This is a genomic window from Cellvibrio sp. KY-YJ-3 (genome assembly GCF_008806955.1).
GTDB lineage: Bacteria > Pseudomonadota > Gammaproteobacteria > Pseudomonadales > Cellvibrionaceae > Cellvibrio.
Map to the genome: position 1 here is coordinate 3,445,086 of NZ_CP031727.1, position 21,627 is coordinate 3,466,712.

The 21,627-nt window shown below is 46.8% G+C and carries 18 protein-coding genes and 1 tRNA gene; 2 read left to right on the top strand and 17 right to left on the bottom strand.

Annotated features, from left to right (window positions below):
* Nucleotide 1: 1 nt before the first annotated feature.
* Genes D0B88_RS14545 through D0B88_RS14555 form a run of 3 tightly spaced genes read right to left on the bottom strand, consistent with a single transcriptional unit; the run spans nucleotide 2 to nucleotide 3,320 of the window.
* The gene (locus D0B88_RS14545; protein WP_007641787.1) at nucleotides 2-778 is read right to left on the bottom strand and encodes a Na(+)-translocating NADH-quinone reductase subunit C; all 777 of its coding nucleotides are present in this window, start codon (nucleotides 776-778) and stop codon (nucleotides 2-4) included.
* Nucleotides 771-1,973 carry an NADH:ubiquinone reductase (Na(+)-transporting) subunit B gene (locus D0B88_RS14550; protein WP_040391793.1) on the bottom strand — a complete coding sequence of 401 codons (1,203 nt, stop codon included), beginning with the start codon at nucleotides 1,971-1,973 and terminating at the stop codon, nucleotides 771-773. Before D0B88_RS14550 ends, D0B88_RS14545 begins: the two co-directional genes overlap by 8 nt.
* 3 nt (nucleotides 1,974-1,976) lie before the next feature.
* Nucleotides 1,977-3,320, bottom strand: coding sequence for a Na(+)-translocating NADH-quinone reductase subunit A (locus D0B88_RS14555; protein WP_151058073.1), 1,344 nt, complete (start codon nucleotides 3,318-3,320; stop codon nucleotides 1,977-1,979).
* Between the two features lie 581 nt (nucleotides 3,321-3,901).
* On the opposite strand from D0B88_RS14555, the gene mfd reads away from it, so the two are divergent.
* Complete coding sequence (gene mfd / locus D0B88_RS14560; protein ID WP_151058075.1) at nucleotides 3,902-7,363, top strand: transcription-repair coupling factor; 3,462 nt, start codon at nucleotides 3,902-3,904, stop codon at nucleotides 7,361-7,363.
* A 35-nt stretch (nucleotides 7,364-7,398) separates the two neighbouring features.
* Nucleotides 7,399-8,259: a CsiV family protein gene (locus tag D0B88_RS14565; RefSeq protein ID WP_151058077.1), complete on the top strand. Its 861-nt coding sequence runs from the start codon at nucleotides 7,399-7,401 to the stop codon at nucleotides 8,257-8,259.
* A 76-nt stretch (nucleotides 8,260-8,335) separates the two neighbouring features.
* Here the strand turns inward: D0B88_RS14565 and D0B88_RS14570 are convergent, their stop codons facing one another.
* The 14 genes from D0B88_RS14570 to truA all read right to left on the bottom strand — a co-directional run bounded on the left by D0B88_RS14570 (nucleotide 8,336) and on the right by truA (nucleotide 21,592).
* Nucleotides 8,336-8,554: a cold-shock protein gene (locus D0B88_RS14570; protein WP_040392075.1), complete on the bottom strand. Its 219-nt coding sequence runs from the start codon at nucleotides 8,552-8,554 to the stop codon at nucleotides 8,336-8,338.
* Nucleotides 8,555-8,731: 177 nt separating this feature from the next.
* Entirely contained in the window at nucleotides 8,732-9,199 is a 468-nt protein-coding gene (locus D0B88_RS14575) for a methylglyoxal synthase (protein WP_007641807.1), read from the bottom strand.
* A gap of 114 nt (nucleotides 9,200-9,313) precedes the next feature.
* Nucleotides 9,314-11,218 (bottom strand): molecular chaperone HtpG, encoded by a 1,905-nt coding sequence (htpG, locus tag D0B88_RS14580; protein ID WP_151058079.1) that lies wholly within the window; start codon nucleotides 11,216-11,218, stop codon nucleotides 9,314-9,316.
* A gap of 163 nt (nucleotides 11,219-11,381) precedes the next feature.
* Nucleotides 11,382-11,458 (bottom strand) — tRNA-Val (locus D0B88_RS14585).
* An 81-nt stretch (nucleotides 11,459-11,539) separates the two neighbouring features.
* Nucleotides 11,540-12,748: an O-succinylhomoserine sulfhydrylase gene (locus D0B88_RS14590; RefSeq protein WP_151058081.1), complete on the bottom strand. Its 1,209-nt coding sequence runs from the start codon at nucleotides 12,746-12,748 to the stop codon at nucleotides 11,540-11,542.
* A gap of 21 nt (nucleotides 12,749-12,769) precedes the next feature.
* On the bottom strand, nucleotides 12,770-14,296 hold the full coding sequence (gene purF / locus D0B88_RS14595) for an amidophosphoribosyltransferase (protein ID WP_007641811.1): 1,527 nt from the start codon (nucleotides 14,294-14,296) through the stop codon (nucleotides 12,770-12,772).
* Nucleotides 14,297-14,325: 29 nt separating this feature from the next.
* A complete protein-coding gene (locus tag D0B88_RS14600) occupies nucleotides 14,326-14,847 on the bottom strand; it encodes a CvpA family protein (protein ID WP_151058083.1) in 522 nt (173 codons plus the stop codon).
* Nucleotides 14,848-14,924: 77 nt separating this feature from the next.
* The gene (locus tag D0B88_RS14605) at nucleotides 14,925-15,524 is read right to left on the bottom strand and encodes an SPOR domain-containing protein (RefSeq protein ID WP_007641813.1); all 600 of its coding nucleotides are present in this window, start codon (nucleotides 15,522-15,524) and stop codon (nucleotides 14,925-14,927) included.
* A 34-nt stretch (nucleotides 15,525-15,558) separates the two neighbouring features.
* Entirely contained in the window at nucleotides 15,559-16,842 is a 1,284-nt protein-coding gene (gene folC, locus D0B88_RS14610) for a bifunctional tetrahydrofolate synthase/dihydrofolate synthase (RefSeq protein ID WP_151058085.1), read from the bottom strand.
* A 15-nt stretch (nucleotides 16,843-16,857) separates the two neighbouring features.
* Nucleotides 16,858-17,718, bottom strand: a complete 861-nt coding sequence (accD, locus tag D0B88_RS14615) for an acetyl-CoA carboxylase, carboxyltransferase subunit beta (protein ID WP_007641815.1) — start codon at nucleotides 17,716-17,718, stop codon at nucleotides 16,858-16,860.
* A gap of 88 nt (nucleotides 17,719-17,806) precedes the next feature.
* Nucleotides 17,807-18,616 carry a tryptophan synthase subunit alpha gene (gene trpA, locus D0B88_RS14620; protein WP_007641816.1) on the bottom strand — a complete coding sequence of 270 codons (810 nt, stop codon included), beginning with the start codon at nucleotides 18,614-18,616 and terminating at the stop codon, nucleotides 17,807-17,809.
* A 64-nt stretch (nucleotides 18,617-18,680) separates the two neighbouring features.
* Nucleotides 18,681-19,907: a tryptophan synthase subunit beta gene (trpB, locus tag D0B88_RS14625; protein ID WP_151058087.1), complete on the bottom strand. Its 1,227-nt coding sequence runs from the start codon at nucleotides 19,905-19,907 to the stop codon at nucleotides 18,681-18,683.
* A 32-nt stretch (nucleotides 19,908-19,939) separates the two neighbouring features.
* The gene (locus D0B88_RS14630; protein ID WP_225318382.1) at nucleotides 19,940-20,563 is read right to left on the bottom strand and encodes a phosphoribosylanthranilate isomerase; all 624 of its coding nucleotides are present in this window, start codon (nucleotides 20,561-20,563) and stop codon (nucleotides 19,940-19,942) included.
* A 129-nt stretch (nucleotides 20,564-20,692) separates the two neighbouring features.
* Nucleotides 20,693-21,592 carry a tRNA pseudouridine(38-40) synthase TruA gene (gene truA, locus D0B88_RS14635; protein ID WP_191966449.1) on the bottom strand — a complete coding sequence of 300 codons (900 nt, stop codon included), beginning with the start codon at nucleotides 21,590-21,592 and terminating at the stop codon, nucleotides 20,693-20,695.
* Nucleotides 21,593-21,627: the final 35 nt, after the last annotated feature.

Consider the following 21,627-nt stretch of genomic DNA (forward strand, 5'->3'; position numbering starts at 1 on the left):
ATTAAGCCTCTCCGTTTTTCAAGTTAGCAAGGAATGTTTTATAACCCTTGTCACCCATCCAAAACTTCATCAGGTTGCGCACACCATTGCTGGTCAACGTTGCACCTGACAAACCATCTACTTTGTACTCAGCATCTGCGGTAGCTGAATCTACGTGACCTTTGATCACATCAATTTTCACTTCGCCAGAATCCGAGTAGATTTTTTTACCAATCCAGATTTCTTTCCACTTTGGATTGTCAACTTCACCGCCAAGGCCAGGTGTCTCGGCATGAGAATAAAAACCGAACCCAAGAATAGTGTTTAAGTCTTTATCCAAAGCAACAAAACCTGACATGGTTGACCAGAGACCATAGCCACGCACAGGCAGAATGACTTTTGACAAACCATTCGCGTCGTTTACCAAAAATACCTTGGCATACTTTTCACGACTAATGATTTTGGCAATATCTTCCTCTGAGGATAATTTATCGGAAAGATCGGGTTTTTTAGCGGATGCATTTTGATCAAACTTTTCAATATCAGTGATAGCGTCGGTAAAACGACCACTATTCAGATCAACAATTTTTACCTCAACTTGTTTGAACTGCTCTTCAACTGATTGATCTTTATTCAAAATACCTGCGATAGATAAAACGTTACGCTTGAAATCAAGCGCTTTGTTGGCAACCTGTGCGGGGCGCAACAACACCGCAGAACCTGCCACCAATACGGATGCCACCAAACACATAATCAATGTGACTGTGATGGTGTATTTTGCTGTTTGTTGGTTAGCCACGCGCCAGTCTCCGCTTAATGTTGGATTGAACGACGAAGTAGTCGATGGTCGGTGCAAACATGTTTGCGAACAAGATTGCCAACATCATGCCCTCTGGATAAGCAGGGTTGACCACACGAATAGTAATCACCATGAAACCGATCAATGCACCATAGATCCATTTGCCCGCATCAGTCATTGATGCCGACACTGGGTCAGTTGCCATAAAGAAGAGACCAAAGGCAAAGCCACCTATAACAAAGTGCCACCAGAATGGCATTTGGAACATTGGATTACTGCTGCCTGCACCGGCCCAGTTATACAACAGGGTAGTCAGCACTGCACCAATCAACACCCCGACCACAATGCGAGTAGACGCAATGCCCATAATTAGTAGCGCAACACCACCAATCATTAAGGCCAGTGCTGAGGTTTCGCCAATAGAACCGTGCTCAAAACCAACAAAGGCATCAAACCAGCTAACGTGGTTGACTACAGCATCCATACCCTGTTGAGCAGCAATAGAGAGCGTAGTCGCACCGGTATAACCATCAACCGCAGTCCAAACTGCATCGCCTGACATTTCCGCCGGGTAGGCGAAGAACAAGAAGGCACGACCGGTGAGCGCCGGATTAAGGAAGTTTTTACCAGTACCACCAAATACCTCTTTTCCAATTACTACACCAAAGCTGATACCCAAGGCGGCTTGCCACAAAGGCAAATCAGGAGGACAGGTCAGGGAGAAAAGAATCGAAGTTACGAAGAAACCTTCGTTAACTTCATGACCACGAGTAGTAGCGAACAACACTTCCCAGAAACCACCGACAATAAATACAGTCGCATAAATTGGCAGGAAGTAGGCAGCACCCAAGACAAAGTTGTCCCAAATACTGTCAGGGTTGTGACCCGCAAACATGGCTGCTAAAGCACCATGCCAGTTATCAATACCAGTAGCACCAGTCGCCGCTAAAATGGTATTGGCTTGCAAACCAACGTTGTACATACCGAAGAACATTGCTGGCCATGCACACAACCAAACCGTGATCATGATGCGTTTCAGATCGATACCATCACGCACATGAGAGGTAGATTTGGTGACATCTGCCGGTTTAAACAAACCGGTATCAACGGCCTCGTACAGTGAGTACCATTTTTCGTATTTGCCGCCTTTGTGGAAATGCGGCTCCATGCTGTCGAGTAAACTTCTCAGACTCATTAATTAGCCCTCATTCTCAATGCGAGTAAGGTTATTGCGCAGGATCGGGCCGTATTCGTATTTGCCGGGGCACACAAAGGTGCACAGCGCCAAATCTTCTTCGTCCAATTCAAGGCAGCCCAGTTTTTGTGCTGTTTCAGTATCACCAACAATTAAAGAGCGCAGCAGCTGCGTCGGCAGGATGTCGAGAGGCATTACCTTCTCGTAAGAACCCACCGGTACCATCGCACGCTCGGAACCATTGGTAGATGTAGTGAAGGCAAACTTTTTACCCCCAAACAGCTTGGACAAATAAATGCCCATCACGGAGAACTTGTTGGTACCTGCGCGCAGGTAATGCAGCATTTCACGTTCGCGCCCCTCAAGCAAAACACTGACTTGATTGTGGAAACGACCAAGGAAAGTGAGATTGCCATGGGAGCGACGACCACCAAATACAGAACCAGAAATGATGCGATTCTCACCCTGCTTCAACTGACCGTTAACCAACGAATTCAGATCAGCGCCCAAGCGAGTACGCACCAAACGAGGACGCTCTACTTGTGGACCAGCAAGTGCAACAACACGTTCGGTATTCAATTGACCGGTGATAAACAATTCACCAATCGCAATAACGTCTTGATAACCAACAGTCCAAACGGTTTTACGTGCATTTACTGGATCAAGGAAATGGATATGGGTACCGGCATTACCTGCAGGATGAACACCAGTAAAGGTTTCGACCGCAATATTAGCGCCCTGACCTTTTGGCAATTCAACACCCGGAGCCTGACAAACAAACACTTTGCCTTCGGTAAGGCGTGCAATCACGGTCAAACCGTTCGCAAAAGCGTCTTTTTTAGCTGCGATAATCACAGCAGGGTCTGCGGCCAAAGGATTAGTGTCAATCGCTTGAACAAAAATCGAGTTTGGAATTGAGTCTAAGGCAGGAGCCTTGCTGTATGGACGAGTGCGCAATGCAGTCCACAAGCCAGATTGAACAAGGTTTTGCTGTACGCTTTCGCGAGACAAACCGGCCAGTTCAGATGCGGAATATTTAGCAAACTCAACAGCCTCGTTACCTTCCACATCAATTACTAATGAATGGAAAACACGTTGATCACCGCGATTAATTGCGCTGACAGTACCTGATGCTGGAGCTGTGTAGATTACACCCGGGGTCTTTTTGTCAGAAAAAAGTTCCTGACCAAGTTTAACTTTATCACCAACCTGTACCGCCATAGTGGGCTTCATACCATGGTAATCAAACCCGATTAAAGCTACTTGGCGAACCTGTGGGCCATCCTCAATAGATTGATTGGGGCTGCCAGTAATGGGCAAATCCAATCCTCGACGAATCTTGATCATACGTCTCTGCCTAGTCGTTCGTGTGGATGTAGACCTGGATAACCAGGCCGCGGGGGATGCGGTTGACAAGCCTTAAGCCAGCTATTGAAATCCGGTTACTTCCTGGCGGGAACCGGACACAATTTCGGGAGACGCTTGAACCGCGAGTACTCCGGCCATACTTACCAATAATTGGTACGTAGTGATTAAGCAGCCAGAGCATTTGAGCCAGTAACTTTCACGACATCACTCCAGACGACTCTGTTAGTAGCCCAAAGAACGCGCTCAAGAGATTGATTTATGTGAAGTTTTAATTGGCCCAAGTAAAACGCGGGAATTATAAACGCGCCCCACCCCTAGCACCATAGCAATGCATCGATTTGAGGCAGCTTTTATGCGGCTTTTCCACTGATTCGATTTATTTTTGCACAGAGCACTCTGCAAACCAGAGGGAAATAAAAACAATTCTCATTGAGAACCAATATCTTCACCCGGTAGACGTCAGGGCTATCAAGAGGTTTATTTATGAGACTTGCCACCCAGAGCACAACTAAGACAGGTAAAATGCCCGCTAACTTTGGATATGACTTGAATATCGCGTTATGACTTATCAGTTAACCAGCAAACCACCTATCTCGGATAAATCAGGCAATCGACAATATTGGGGCCAATTACATGGTAGTGCCCAAGCGCTAACAATAGTAAACGCCGCCAAAGCCTACAACGGGCTAAGCCTGGTAGTCACTGCCGACACCAGCACCGCAATTCGCCTGGAATCTGAACTGTCTTTTTTTGCCAAAGGACCCGAGGCGCTTCCAGTGTTGCACTTGGCCGACTGGGAAACCCTGCCTTACGATTCCATATCACCGCACCAGGACATTATTTCCGAACGGCTGAGCACACTCTACAAACTGCCCAGTGTAAAACACGGCATTTTAGTGGTGCCAGTAACCACGCTATTGCAGCGATTAATGCCACAGTCTTATTTGATAGGCAATAGCCTAATGGTCTCTGTCGGCGAGAAATTCGACACTAACGAGTTGCGCCAAAATCTGGAGCGGGCCGGTTATCACTGCGTAGACACAGTATACGAACACGGCGAATTTGCCGTGCGCGGTTCGCTCATGGATATTTTCCCCATGGGCAGCGATGTACCCTATCGTATCGATTTATTTGATGACGAAATAGAAAGCCTGCGCACCTTTGACCCGGAAACGCAAATGACGGTGGACAAGGTTGAAAAAATTCAACTTTTACCCGCGAAAGAGTTCCCGCTGAATAAACAAGGTATCAACTTATTCAAACAACAATGGCTCGAACGCTTTGATGTCAATCACAAAGCCTGCCCGGTATTCCAGGATGTAAGCGCAGGCATATCGCCACCGGGCATCGAATATTACCTGCCGCTTTTTTTCGAAACCTGTAGCACGCTATTTGATTACTTACCTACCAACACATTGGTTTATGCGCTGGGCGATATTGAAAAATCAGCCGAAAATTTTTGGTTGGAATTATTGCGCCGCTACGAAAGCCGTCGCGTGGACCCACTGCGCCCACTACTTGAGCCGCGCACCATTTATCTGGCGATTGATGAGTTTTTTGGGCAACTTAAAAAATATTCCCGCACATTCATAGAATCTGCCACGCTCGAAGAAAAAGTAGGCAATTACAACTTTGCCTCTACCCTCACACCATCGCTTCCAATTCGCGCACAAGCAGAAAATCCATTAGCCGCAATTCAAGCATTTTTAATGGAGTTCGATGGTCGCGTTTTATTCTGCGCAGAGTCAGCAGGCAGGCGCGAAACACTTTTGGAATTACTAAGTCGGATTCGCATTCGCCCTAATACGCTCGATACCTGGAACGATTTTTTAAATCAACCTGAAAAGCTCGCCATAACCATCGCTCCCCTGGAGCAGGGACTGTTGTTAACCGATCCGAAAATTGCATTAATTTCTGAATCGCAATTATTTGGTGAACGCATTCAACAACAGCGTCGCCGCAAGCAAACGCAAGATAATGCGGATCTGGTAGTAAAAAATCTGACCGAATTAAAAATCGGCGCATCGGTAGTGCATCTGGATCACGGTGTGGGTCGTTATCGTGGGCTGGAAACCATCACTATTGATAATCAAACCAACGAATTCCTTACTCTGGAATATGCGGATGAAGCAAAACTTTATGTACCAGTCACCAATCTGCATTTAATTAGCCGCTACAGCGGTGCGGATGATGACCTGGCACCACTGCATCGGCTGGGTAGTGAGTCATGGCAAAAAGCAAGACGCAAAGCTGCCGAACAAATTCGCGACACAGCCGCGGAATTATTAGAAGTTTATGCGCGCCGCGCCGCGCGTAAAGGCTATGCATTTCCCGACCCCAAAACAGCCTATGAAGCCTTTGCAGCCAGCTTTCCGTTTGAAGAAACAGCAGATCAACAACGCGCCATTGAAGCTGTTATAAAAGACATGTTGTCCAATAAACCCATGGATCGTCTGGTCTGTGGTGATGTAGGTTTTGGTAAAACCGAGGTGGCGATGCGCGCCGCATTTATCGCCAGTCACGGCGGAAAACAAGTGGTCATTCTGGCGCCGACAACACTGCTTGCACAACAACATTATGAATCACTCAAGGACCGTTTTGCAGATTGGCCAATTACCGTTGAGGTGCTATCGCGCTTTCGCACTACAAAAGAAGTCAATCAAGTGCTTGAGCGAATCGCTGAAGGTAAAGTAGATATAGTGGTGGGCACACACAAACTCTTGTCGCCTGACATTAAATTCAAAAACCTTGGCCTGCTAATTATCGATGAAGAACATAGGTTTGGCGTGCGCCAAAAAGATCAAATTAAAGCGCTACGTGCCGAGATCGATATCCTCACCCTGACTGCCACACCCATCCCGCGTACACTGAATATGTCCATGGCAGGCATTCGCGATTTATCGATTATTGCAACACCACCGGCGCGCCGCCTATCTGTAAAAACATTTGTGCGCACCTATGATGAGGCGACAATCAAAGAGGCAATCTTGCGTGAAATATTGCGCGGTGGCCAAGTGTACTACCTGCACAATGAAGTCGACACCATTGAAAAAGTTGCGCGCGAAATACAAGAACTGATTCCAGAAGCACGGATTGGTATTGGCCATGGGCAAATGCGTGAGCGTGATCTGGAACGGGTAATGTCGGATTTTTATCACAAACGTTTCAACATTATGGTGTGCACTACTATTATTGAAACTGGTATCGACATTCCCAGCGCCAATACCATCATTATTAACCGCGCCGACAAATTTGGTCTCGCGCAACTACATCAACTGCGCGGCCGCGTAGGCCGGTCTCATCACCAGGCCTATGCCTATTTATTAACACCGGACCGCCGTGCGATGACCGACGACGCACAAAAGCGTTTGGAAGCGATTAGCGCCGCCGAAGATCTGGGCGCTGGTTTTACTCTGGCGACTTACGATATGGAAATTCGCGGAGCGGGTGAATTACTTGGCGATGAACAGAGCGGCCAAATTCAAACTATTGGCTTCTCGTTGTATATGGATATGCTTGATCGCGCAGTAAAAGCAATTCGCCAAGGAAAACAAGCAGATCTTGAAAAAGCGATGAGTGAAGCAATTGAAATCAACTTGCGAATTCCTGCACTCATTCCGGCAGATTACTTACCCGATGTTCACACCAGGTTGGTAATGTACAAACGCCTAGCGAGCGCCGAAAATGAAGAGTCACTGCGTGACTTGCAAGTAGAAATGATTGACCGCTTTGGTTTATTGCCCGAACAAATTAAAAATCTGTTCCGTGTCACACAAATTAAAATTACAGCAGAGACTATTGGCATTACCAAACTGGAAGCTAATGCACGCGGTGGTAAAGTAGAGTTTTCCAGTGATACGCGGGTAGATCCGTTGAAAATAGTAAAACTGGTACAGAGCCAACCACGTATTTATAAACTGGAAGGCGCCAATCAACTGAAATTCACTATGGATTTGGAAGCAACTGAAAAACGCATTCAAACCGTAATAGATTTACTTGATCATTTAATGACAGACAAATAATGCAGAGCCCTATGCCTCACAGGTGGAATCAATTTATGCACTATCAATCACTAAAAAAATTAACAACTGCGCTTGGCATTGCAACACTAATCGCCAGCACGCTATTGTCACAAATAAGCCAAGCACAGACAGGAACTGCAGGTCACGAAGGTTGGTATCAAGTGGAGCTCATTGTATTTGCCCGCAAAAATGATACTGGTCAAGAACACTGGCCAAGCAATATTAAATTACGTTATCCAACAGACTGGACAGAGTTAAAAGAAATTAATAGTGCAGAAGATGTCACTGTCGATTTAACCAAAGAAGCTTTTTATCACCTGCCTGCAACTGAGCGTCAACTTAATGCCGAGGCACAAAAATTGGAGCGTAACCCGCGCTTCCAGGTGTTATTCCATAGTGCCTGGCGCCAAATCGTTACCCATGAAAAAGCCGCTAAATCAGTATTAATTCAAGGTGGACAAACGTTTGGGCAACACCAGGAACTGGAAGGTAGCATCCGTCTGAGCGTAGCAACCTATTTAAAGCTACAGACCAATCTGTGGTACTCACAATTTGATCTGAATGTAGGTCAGGAACAAACACGGCAATGGCCGGAGCTACCCAAACAACCTAACTATTTAGCTACACCTATCGCAGGCCTCTCCCTGGATTCCTCGTTGGAACTTGAGCAAGCGCTAGCCGTTGAAAATCAGCAGTGGAATAACGAGGTACCCACTACAGCAAACAGCAGCGAAACGGCGGCTGCAGAAAATAATTATCTGACACGGCAAATTATTCTGCTGCAACAAAGCCGAGACATGCGCAGCAGCGAAGTTCATTACATAGACCATCCCGTAGTCGGGATTATTATCCAAGTTACCCCATACCAGACACAAAGTTCAGAACCTGCCCTTTAAAAAGCCGGACGGTAGAAACAAAAACACCAGCCGAAGCTGGTGTTTTTGTAGCTCATAGCCCATCTATACTAATGATCTAGCTCAATAGCAGAACAACATCTTCCGCCTGTAATCCTTTATCACCTTGTTGGAGCTGAAACTCAACACTTTGGCCTTCGGCCAAGGAGCGATAACCTTCAGCGCGGATATTGCGATAGTGGACAAAAATATCCTCGCCACCTTCACCCCGAGTAATAAAGCCATACCCACGTACGTTGTTAAACCATTTAACCGTACCCATCTCACGTTCTGACATATGAAACACCTCTAAAGCCTTGATGCTTATTGTTATTTGCTCGGTTTGCTTCATCCAATGATCGCCGGCAGTAGCCAGCGGCTATCCAAAAACAACCCGGCTTTGGCACTAATAATTAGAACCAAAAACCCGGCGTTAACAGATATTAACAAAACTTGGAAATAAGGAGGGAATTTTTTATGGTTGTTTGCGCGAACGATTAAGGATGTAAGCTTCGTAATCAGGAACTATGTGGGATGACTCGCCATTAAATAGAGGAGATGTCACCATAAAATCAGCAGAACTCTGATTACACGCCACCGGGATGTTCCATACAGCAGCGATCCGAAGCAAGGCTTTCACATCCGGATCATGGGGCATAGGCTCAAAGGGATCCCAAAAAAAGATCAACATATCCACTTTGCCTTCAGTAATCAGAGCACCAATTTGTTGATCGCCCCCCAAGGGGCCAGAAATTAATTTAGTAATTTCCAAGCCGGTCTCGCCTGCAATCAAACTACCTGTAGTGCCCGTCGCATAAAGCCTATGCGCCAGTAAAGTAGTGTGATGGGTTTTACACCACACCAGAAGATCTTGTTTTTTGTTGTCATGCGCAACCAAGGCTATCGATTTTTTCGCCGGTAACACAATACTTTTGTATTCCATAATCCTGAGACCTAAATAAGACTTAAAAAAAAATGACCTTGTCCGATTATAGACAAGGTCATTTTGAATGACATTAGCGATAAACATTAATATATCGCTAGCACTGGCAATTTTTTAGTTACTTAACTCCAGCAACAATTTATTCAAGCGCTGCACGTAAGCGGCTGGATCTTGTAAGTGGGCACCTTCAGCAAGATTTGCCTGGTCGAACAAGATATGCGCCAAATCACCAAAGCGCTCTTCATTCGCTTCTGCTTCCAGCTTTTTAACCAAAGGATGCTCAGGATTCAATTCAAAAATTGGTTTGGAATCTGGCACTTTCTGCCCTGCTGACTCAAGCAAGCGTCGCATCTGTGCGCCCATATCGAACTGACCAACCACCACACAGGCAGGCGAATCAGTTAGCCGATGTGTAATGCGAACTTCCGAGACCTGCGCATCCAATACTGTTTGAACACGCTCCAGCAAGGGTTTTAATTGCTCAGCAACTTTTTCTTGCGCTTGCTTTTCCTCTTCTGTGTCCAACTTACCTAAATCAAGCTCGCCTTTACCAACATCCTGGAAATTTTTACCTTCAAATTCTTGCAGATGGCTCATTAACCATTCGTCAACACGATCAGACAACAACAGTACCTCAATACCTTTTTTGCGGAATACTTCAAGGTGAGGACTATTTTTTGCAGTATTAAAATTATCCGCCGCGATGTAATAAATCTTCTCCTGACCATCTTTCATGCGCGACACGTAATCATCCAAGGACTGATCCTGATCTGCACTGCCTGTATGAGTAGATGCAAAGCGCAGCAGTTTGGCGATTTTCTCACGGTTGGCGAAATCTTCTGCCGGGCCCTCTTTCATAACCTGGCCAAATTCTTTCCAGAAAGTGGTGTAGTTTTCAGGCTCGCTTTTTGCCATTTTACTCAGCATATCCAATACACGTTTAGTCAGTGCGGAACGCATGGAATCGATATTGGGATCTTTCTGTAAAATTTCGCGTGATACGTTCAGGCTCAAATCGTTGGAGTCCACCACACCCTTAATAAAACGCAGATAAAGCGGTAGGAATTGTTCTGCATCGTCCATAATAAAAGTGCGCTGCACATATAACTTTACTCCACGAGATGCATCGCGGTTGTACAAATCAAACGGCGCGCGCGCCGGGATATACAAGAGGCTGGTGTAATCAAGGTTTCCCTCTACACGATTATGGCTCCAACTTAATGGATCAGTAAAATCGTGGCTCACATGCTTATAAAATTCTTTGTACTCATCATCGGTCACATCAGAGCGTGAGCGCGTCCAGAGCGCTGTCGCCGTGTTGATCACTTCATCTTCCGCTTCAGCCTTATCAGCATCTTCGCCAGCAGGGTTTTGTTTTTGCATTACAACCGGAATAGCGATGTGATCAGAGTATTTTTTGATAATTGAACGCAAACGCCAATGATCAGCAAATTCCAAAGCATCATCTTTTAAATGCAACTCCACGGTCATGCCGCGACCTGCTTTTTCAACCGACTCAACTGTAAATTCAGCATCACCAGAACACTCCCAACGCACAGCTTCATTTGCAGCGGCACCGGCACGACGGGTTGTTACCACAACCTTATCCGCAACAATAAAAGCAGAGTAAAAACCCACACCAAACTGACCAATTAATTGTGCGTCTTTTTTCTGGTCGCCCGACAATTTTTGCATAAATTGTGCAGTACCAGATTTCGCGATAGTACCGAGGTTCTCAATTACCTCATCGCGCGACATACCTATACCGTTATCGCTGATAGTGAGAGTTTTTGCATCTTTATCGAAACTGATGCGAATTTTTAATTCCGTATCACCTTCATATAAGTCGCCATTTGACACAGCCTCAAAACGCAATTTATCCGCCGCATCGGATGCGTTAGAAACTAATTCACGGAGGAAAATTTCCTTATTGGAATACAGTGAATGGATCATTAAATGCAGTAACTGCTTGGCTTCGGTTTGGAAACCACGAGTTTCTTTGCGGGCATCAACTGTCATGTTTAACTCCTGAATTAAATGCACAAATAAGTAAACAAATAACGGCCATCAAGATTGATAGCAATGCATAGTAGATGGGGCAAACAGGGGGAAATTCAAGGGGGCGTAAATAAAACGAAATGGCGGGCAATAAAAAAGCCGCTTTAAAAGCGGCTTTTAAAATTGGTAGGACTAAGCAGACTCGAACTGCTGACCCCCACCATGTCAAGGTGGTGCTCTAACCAACTGAGCTATAGTCCTAAAGAGGGGCGCACTTTACCAAGGTGAATTCGCAAGGACAAGACCCAAAAACACTTTTTTCTGCCCTGGCCTCACAAACCCTTAGTAATTGCCTAAACCGCGTGCAAGATCGGCTTTTAAATCACCAATATCTTCCAGACCCACTGCAACCCGAATCAGGTTTTCGGTAATTCCGGCATCAGCTTTTTGCTCAGGTGACAAACGCCCATGCGTTGTTGTTGCCGGATGGACGATGGTGGTTTTGGTATCACCCAAGTTAGCAGTGAGCGACATAATACGTGTCGAATCAATAACCTTCCATGCTTCCTCGCGCCCGCCTTTCACCCGGAACGACAAAACACCACCAAACGCAGATTGTTGTTTAGTCGCTAATTCATAGCCAGTGTGGCTCGGCAAGCCAGCATAAAACACTTTCTCAACCTGAGGATGACCGTTCAACCATTGCGCCAACTCCAGCGCATTGCGTGAGTGAGCCTCCATGCGCAATCGCAAGGTTTCCAAGCCTTTGAGGAAAACCCAGGCATTAAAAGGGCTCATGCTTGGGCCGGCACTACGAATGAAACCCAACACCTCATCAACATATTGTTTAGCACCGGCAACTACGCCCCCCAAACAGCGCCCCTGCCCGTCGATGTATTTTGTTGCTGAGTGAATAATCAGATCAGCTCCAAATTTCAAGGGTTGCTGCAAAGCTGGGGTACAGAAGCAATTGTCGACTACAAACAAAGCATCGTGAGCATGAGTCAAATCGGCTAAACGCTGGATATCAATTACGTCGCACAATGGATTTGAGGGCGTTTCAACAAACACCAATTTAGTATTGGCAGTAAACCCGGACTCCCACTCGGCGTAATTAGTTGGGTTGACAAAAGTCGTTGTCACACCAAATTTTTGTAAATATTTAGTGAACAAAACAGTAGTGGTGCCAAATACACTGCGCGAGCACAAAATATGATCGCCAGACTTTAGTAATGCAATGCAAGTAGAAAGAATAGCGGCCATGCCTGAAGATGTACCTACGGCAGCCTCTGCGCCTTCGAGGGCCGCGATACGCTCTTCAAACATCCGTACCGTTGGATTGGTGTAACGCGAATAGACGTTACCCGGCTGCGCTCCGGAAAAACGCTCAGCTGCCTCTTGCGCACTACCAAAGACATAACTTGAAGTTAGGTAGAGTGCTTCACTGTGCTCCCCTTCGTGAGAGCGTGTTTGCCCGGCGCGAACAGCCAAGGTGTCCAGTGCCGCACCAAAGAGCGGATCTTCCGCCAGATGATTATCAAAATTATCCATTGTGATTACCCGCTTGTTTTATTAGCCGCGCGCTGCACCGTTGTGCAAACCAATTGGCAACTCCATTTGTTTGATTTTTTTGCCAGACTTCGCACTGTCATTGCGCGCTGCTGCCACCTTTTCCAAATATTCGGGAGTCACATCACCAGCACAATACTCACCGGTAAATACCGAGCAATCGAATTCCGTAACATTACTGTTACCTTCCGTTGATGCCGCCACCAAGTCATCCAAGTTTTGGTATATCAACCAATCTGCACCAATCTCGCGGCAAACCTCTTCATCGCTATGACCATGTGCAATTAACTCGGCCGTTGTAGGCATATCGATGCCATAAACGTTGGGATATTTAACAGCGGGTGCAGCCGAAGCAAAATAAACTTTTTTCGCCCCCACATCGCGCGCCATTTGGATAATTTGCTGACAGGTGGTTCCGCGAACAATCGAATCATCAACCAGCAATACATTTTTACCTTTAAATTCCAACTCAATGGGATTGAGTTTTTGACGCACCGATTTTTTACGCTGCTGCTGGCCGGGCATAATAAATGTACGACCGATATAACGGTTTTTTACCAAACCTTCGCGAAATTTCACACCCAGCTTTTGCGCTAGCGCCTGACCGGCAACACGACTGGTATCGGGAATAGGAATCACCACATCAATGTCGTGATCAGGGCGCTCGCGCAAGATTTTTTCTGCCAGCTTTTCACCCTGACGCAAACGGGCTTTATAGACGGAAATACCATCCATAATCGAATCAGGGCGTGCAAAATATACATGCTCAAAAATACAGGGAGTTAAGCGGGTTTCTTTAGCGCATTGACGACGATGTAATTCACCCTCCTCAGTAATATAAATTGCCTCGCCGGGAGCGACATCACCAATCAATTCAAAACCCAATACATCCAACGCCACGCTTTCTGAGGCCACCATATATTCGATACCGCCCTCTTCTGCTACGCGCTTACCGTAAACGAGAGGACGAATACCATGCGGATCGCGGAATGCAATCAATCCATAATTCGCAATCAGCGCGACTACCGCATAACCACCGGTAACTCGATTGTGAACGCCCGCAACCGCAGCGAACATATCATCTGCCGTTGGGCTCAACTTTCCTTGTACTTGCATTTCATGGGCAAACACATTGAGCAACACTTCTGAATCAGAATCTGTATTTACATGTCTAAGATCGGTTTTAAAAATATCCTCACTGAGTTTATCGGCATTGGTCAGGTTGCCATTGTGTGCAAGTGCAATACCATAGGGAGAATTTACATAAAAAGGTTGTGCCAATGCAGGGCCAGAACTGCCCGCGGTTGGATAACGAACATGACCGATACCCATATTGCCCAACAAACGCTGCATATGACGTGTTCTGAACACATCCTGCACCAAACCGTTAGCTTTTTGTTGGCTCATCCGGCCATCCTGACAAGTGACCATGCCAGCGGCATCCTGTCCACGGTGCTGCAAGATCGTCAACGCATCGTAAAGCTGCACATTCACATCGCGTTTACCTACAATACCTACAATGCCGCACATAAGATTGCCTCAATAACAATTAAACAAGATTAAACTTTTTCAGGTGCGTCAACACTGCCAAACAGCGTTAACAACCATTCACTGATCTGGTTATAAGCCGAAACCACCCACTCCTCACAAGCCAGGAAATGGGGAATCAGCGTTGACTCATGCCACCAACCATCCTGATCGACCGGTAAAAAACCAGGCAGAAGAATCAACAGCGCCATAACAACAATAAATGCTCTGGCAGCACCAAATACCATTCCCAATAAACGGTCCGTGCCAGATAACCCCGTGGCACGCACGAGAGCACCAATCAAATAACTCACCATCGCACCCAGTAATAAAGTAGCGACAAACAGCACCGCATAAGCGGTCATCAAACGTATGGAAGGTGTTTCTATCTGATTAGCCAAAAGATGTTCGAACTGGCCACCAAACACTTTGGCAACCAAGACAGCAGCAACCCAAATAAATAATGACAGGGCTTCACGCACAAACCCACGGATCATGCCAATCAAACAAGAGAGCGAAAATATAGCGATAATGGCCCAATCAGCCCAATTCATAGGCTCGCCCGCTCCCATATCAGCAATGAGTGGTTTACAGAGGCGCGCATTCTACCAGAGGTCTACAGTTGATTGCTTTAGGGTTTGAAAGGTAAAACGAGAGAATTAACTTTTAGGCGGGAATCTAATTGGGTTTTGAGCGCGGTGGCTTCTGCTTTGTTTTGTTTTGGCCCAATAAATACCCGGTAAATCGTAGTGTTGGCTAAAGGAACTGCTCTTACATATGCCCGGTGACCGTCGGCTTGCAATTGATCGCGCAGTTTATTTGCACCCTCTTGCACACTGAGGCTTGCCACCTGGATAACCCAGCCTTCCGGCAAAACCTGATCGACCGGTGGCGTAATCGAGGATACGGAGCTCGACTGAGACGTCAGTGATACGGCTGAAGATGCACTGACAACCACAGGGGATGCGGCATTTTCTTTTTCATCAGGCAAAGATGACACGGGAGGATCTTCGGGCACAAACATCGTTTCCGGTGCAGGGGCAGGCTCTATACCCTCCGGCTGTTCAGGCTCATTGAAATCAACAGCGGTAATGCTAGGGCGACCGGGTATATGTGAACTGGTATCTACTTGATATTGCTGGCGGTCCTTAAAAAAGCTAGGCAAGAATAATACCGCGACTGCCGCCAACACTGCCGCCCCAATCAAACGGTGTTTTACTGATTCTCTCACCTAAAACCCCTGTATCAAAAGTTAACCTAGCAAATTACAGCGCGTTATCGATGGCTTTCAAGCCTGCAGCAACCGTATAGAAAGAACCAAAAACCAAAATAATATCGCCCGGGTTTGACGCCAAATGCGCCGCCACCAAACAGTTTTCTACACTGCCACTGAATTGTGCTGAGCACCCCATACTTTCGAGCGTCTCCTGCAATTGGGCAACTGAAGCCGCTCGGGGAATTGATGAAAGATCAGCGACATACCAATGAGTAACAACATTTTTCAAATTTGCCAAACTCTCGGTGCGATCCTTGTCTGACATCATCGCAACCACAGCATGAATTGGCCGAGACACTAGCTGCGATTGCTGTAAGCGGGATAACAAATAAGCAGTCGCTGCAGGATTGTGCGCCACATCGAGAACTATCTCACGATCACGCCACTGCAAACGCTGAAAACGCCCCGGAACCCGCAATCGCGACAAACATTCAAAAGCATCAATGAGAGTCAAATCCAAACCCAAGAGAATAGCAACTTGCAGCGCAGCGGCTAAACTCGGCAGTGGTAATTGCGGTAAAGGCTGATCTGCGAAACGACAATCTCCGCACCACCATGACCAACTATTGTCGTTCTGGGTGAGATAACCAAAATCACGCTCAATGAGATGTAATTTTGCGCCTACTTCTTTAGCATGAGTTGCAATCGACGCTGGCGGTGATAAATCGGCGCACACGACGGGCCTGTCAGAACGCATAATGCCAGCTTTTTCAAACCCAATCACTTCACGGTTATCGCCCAGCCAGTCGGTATGATCCAGTGCAATACTGGTAATTACGGCGATATCAGCATCGATAATATTAATGGCGTCCAAGCGCCCGCCCAACCCCACCTCTAATACCATGGCAGAAACACCACGGCGACGGAAAATCTCCAGCGCAGCAAGAGTGCCATATTCAAAATAAGTCAAACTAAGTGGTTGAGTTGCAAATTCATCTGCTTGCTGACATGCATTAAATATCGCATTAAAAGCAGCACAAATCTCAGCATCAGAAGCTGGATCGCCATCAACAACAATTCGTTCGTTGTAGCGGGTCAGGTGGGGGGAGGTATAAACGCCAACCGAGAAACCAGCTGCGCCAAGCAGTGCAGCGGTTGCCGTAACACAAGAGCCTTTGCCGTTAGTTCCCGCAACCGTGACCACTTTGGCAGCGGGAGCTAACAATGACATGCGCTTTGCTACCGCAGAAATACGCTCAAGGCCAAGCTCTATCTCCCGCGGATGATTTTGCTCCAACCAGGAGAGCCAAGCAGGTAGCGACGCTGACTGCATAAATTAACTGTTCGCTTAAACTGCAGCTTTACGGGTGAATTTCGCTAGAAGCGACGCCAATTTATCGCGCATATCACGGCGATGAATAATCATATCGATTGCACCATGCTCCAACAAAAACTCAGCGCGCTGGAAGCCTTTAGGTAATTTTTGACGAATGGTTTGTTCGATAATACTGGGGCCAGCAAAACCTGCACGGGAACCTGGCTCACAAATATTCAAATCGCCTAGCAAAGCTAAACTAGCGGATACACCACCATACACGGGGTCAGTCATGACTGAAATATAAGGAGTCCCCTGCATTTTCAAGCGCTCAATTACTGCGCTGGTTTTTGCCATTTGCATCAAAGAAATAAGTGCTTCCTGCATACGTGCACCGCCAGTTGCAGAAAAACAAATAAAAGGAATATTTTCTTTCAGCGCAATTGTTGCCGCACGGGTAAAACGCTCACCCACGACATACCCCATAGAGCCACCATGGAACGCAAACTCAAACGCTACCGCAACAACAGGCATCCCTTTTAGTTCACCACGCATTGCAACCAGCGCGTCTTTCTCGCCCGTTTCTTTTTGCGCAGCGGTCAAACGGTCTTTATATTTTTTAACATCTTTAAACTTCAAGCGATCAATTGGCTCAACCTCGGTCGCCAATTCCTGGCGATTTTGCGCATCCAAAAACATATTTAGGCGTGCGCGTGCGCCAACCCGCATGTGATGATCGCATTTAGGGCAAACATCCAGTGTTTTTTCCATTTCTGGTTTATATAAAACTGCATCGCACTTAACGCACTTCTCCCAAAGCCCCTCAGGCACTTTGGTGCTACGTTTGGTATCTGTGCGGGAAATACTAGGGATAATTTTATCTAACCAACTCATGGTTGTTTCTCTGTACTCATGTAGATGAAATTAATCGGACGATTTCAGATATAAACTCGCCCGACTCTTTATGAATAAAATCAGTAACTCAAAGACTGTCTATAGCAACACGTATACTACCGACTATATCACCAACAGCCCCGGCAATTTCCTGCGCATCTCTACCTGCCATACTGCCCATTTTATCAACCAAAACACTGCCCACAACAACCCCATCAGCCAAGGCAGCAACGGCTTTTGCTGTTTCTGGATCTTTAATGCCAAAGCCAACGCACACAGGGAGATCTGTCAGTTTGCCAAACTCGGCAAGCTTATTCTTGACTGAATCAACATCCAGATGACCAGCGCCAGTCACACCTTTTAGTGACACGTAGTAGAGAAAACCAGTGGCATGTGCAGCAATTTTTTGCGCCCGCGCCACAGTCGTAGTAGGTGCAAGCAAGAAAATATTATCAAGATTATTGGCATCCAAATGAACCTTGAGCTGGACCACTTCTTCCGGCGGTAAATCAACCGTCAAAAGACCATCAACCCCTGCGTCTGCAGCAGCCTTAGCGAACTCAGCATAACCGAAGCGTTCCACTGGGTTAGCGTAGCCCATCAACACAATTGGGGTTGTTGTGTTAGTAGTACGAAACTGCTTAACAAGCTCGATAGTTCCCTTGAGGCTAATATGGTGCTCAAGGGCACGCTCATGACCTTTTTGGATAACAGGCCCTTCCGCCATTGGGTCAGAGAAAGGGACACCTAGCTCAATCACATCAACACCCTGTGCGACCAAGGCATGCATAGTTGGCAATGTAGCCTCAGGATGAGGGTCACCATTAACAATATAAGCAACTAGAATTTTTTTGCCCGCACTCTTGGCTTGCAATAAACGCTGGGAAATACGACTCATCGACAATTCCTGATTTTTCCTGCCGTCACAGCAGTGAATTAAAATATTTTTTGCACCAGTTGAATTAAACAGTTATTCCATCCAAACCAGCGACGGTCAAAATATCCTTATCGCCGCGACCAGAAAGGTTCGCGATAATAATCTGGTCTTTGCTCATAGTTGGAGCCAACTTCTCAACATAAGCCAAGGCATGGCTTGATTCCAAAGCAGGCATAATACCTTCGGTTTTTGTGATTTTGCGAAACGCAGCAAGCGCTTCGTCATCATTGATCGCCACATAATTTACGCGACCAATATCTTTTAACCACGAATGCTCTGGACCAACACCAGGGTAATCCAAACCAGCGGAAACCGAGTGGGTTTCAATGATTTGGCCGTTTTCATCTTCCATCAAATAAGTGCGGTTACCATGCAACACGCCCGGAACACCTTTGTTCAAAGGTGCTGCATGTTTACCGGTTTCGATGCCTAGACCACCGGCTTCTACACCATACATTTTGACTGATTCATCAGTCAGGAATGGATGAAACAAACCGATTGCATTGGAACCACCACCCACACAGGCAACCAACGCATCAGGTAGTTTGCCAGCCTGCGCCAATGATTGGCGGCGCGCTTCACGGCCGATAATTGATTGGAAATCACGCACCAATTGAGGATAAGGATGTGGGCCAGCAACGGTACCGATAATGTAGAAGGTATCATCCACATTGGTAGCCCAATCGCGCATAGCTTCATTCATCGCATCTTTGAGAGTGCGTGAACCTGAAGTGACCGGAAATACTTCCGCACCCAATAGCTTCATGCGGTACACATTGAGCGCTTGCCGTTTTACATCCTCGGCACCCATATAGACACGGCATTTCAAACCCAGGCGAGCAGCCACAGTTGCGGTTGCAACGCCATGTTGCCCTGCACCGGTTTCAGCAATAACACGCGACTTGCCAGTGAATTTTGCCAGTAATGCCTGACCAATTGTATTGTTCACTTTATGAGCACCGGTGTGATTCAAATCCTCTCGCTTGAGATAAATTTGTGCACCACCCAGCTCACGAGTCCAGCGTTCAGCCAAATAGAGTGGCGATGGGCGCCCAACATAATGGGCCATATCCTTGTCGAACTCAGCCTGAAAACCTGGGTCATCTTTCAGACGAGAGTAAATAGACTCAAGCTCATCAAGAGCATAGATCAGCGTTTCGGATACAAAGCGGCCGCCGTATGGACCAAAATGGCCATCTGCGTTCGGAAATGCACTGTAATCAATAACAGAATTCTGGTCAGTGTTACTCACCGTTTAATCACCTATAAGAAGTGGATGCTGTATCAGGCTGAAGCCATACAGCGTCGCGCGTTATTAATAAAAGCTGTTAGTTTGCTGTGATCTTTTTTCCCGGGTGCAGACTCTACGCCACCGCTAACGTCAACACCGTAAACACGCGTTGCCGCTATCGCCTCTCTCACATTGGTAGGAGTAAGACCGCCAGCCAAGACCAGCGGTGTTGATAACCCTTGCGGAACACGCGCCCAATCAAAGGTATCACCTGTTCCACCCGGCACACCGGGACGGTATGCATCAAGGAGGATTCCAGACGCACCTGGATAAGCAGCAATTGCGGAACTTACTTCCAACCCCGGACGCATACGTATAGCCTTCATATAAGGGCGCTTGAAGGATTCACAATAAGCCTCCGCTTCATCACCATGAAACTGCAATAACTGCAGAGGGACTTGATTCAATACGCTGTGTACAAACTCTGGATCAGCATTAACGAATAAGCCGGTAACCGACATAAATGGCCCTGCAGCCAACGAAATTTTTCGTGCCACATCCAGACTAACTGCCCGGGGACTCGCGGCATAAAAAACTAATCCAAGCGCATCGGCGCCAGCATGGGCGACTGCGATAGCGTCATCAACCGAAGTAATACCGCAAATCTTCACACGCATAGAAGACAAAACCGGCCGCTCCAATGTTCAAACCAAAACAGAGCCCGCCAAGAAGTTCCAGAGGGCAAAAATAAGGCGGCGATAATAACAGAATTTACTCATTATGGCCGCAAAAACACGGGAGTAGACTCAGCCCTTATTAACAAAACCACCAATAGGTTCAGGGAAATACAAAGGCCCGGGTGGAGCACTGGGTAATTCAAAACCTGCAGAGTATTCAACGCCAACGAGATATAAACCAAATGGCTTGGCAGTCACACCGCCTGCACTCCTATCACGCGCAGCAAGCACCTCACCAACCCACTCCACCGGCTTATCACCCGCACCAACCGCCATAAGCACACCAACTATATTACGTACCATATGATGCAAAAAGGCATTAGCTTGCACCTCCAGCACAATCAATTCACCGCGCCGCACGATATGCATATATTCGATGCGGCGGACAGGGCTTTTAGCCTGACATTGCGTAGCGCGAAATGAAGTGAAATCGTGCTGCCCGACCAAGTAACTGGCTGCCGCGCGCATCGAATCGACACACAATGGACGCGACGACCAAGTCACCTGATCATGCAACAATCCTGATGGCACTTTCGCATCAGTTAATAAGTAACGATAGGTACGATTCTGTGCCGAAAATCGCGCATGAAATTGAGGAACAACTTCTTTTGCCCAGCGCACACTGACTGAATCTGGCAAATATGGGCGTGTACCGCGCAGCCAAGCCTTTTCAGGCCGAACAGCCAAAGTGTCAAAATGAATAACTTGATTGGTTGCATGAACACCGGCATCTGTTCTCCCAGCACAAACCAAGGAAATAGACTCGTTCGCCACTCGGGAAAGGGCAACCTCTAACGCTTGCTGTACAGTCTTAACACCATTTGGCTGAACTTGAAAACCATGATAGTCAGTCCCCTTATACTCAATACCCAAAGCAATTCGATGCATACCCTCTGGCCATAGGGTATCCATTACAATTTCACCACTGCGTGTATAAGGTTTGGAGCTCGGCACATAGTTATCGTTCATACAATACCAATCAAAAAAATCTGAAATAAAAAAGC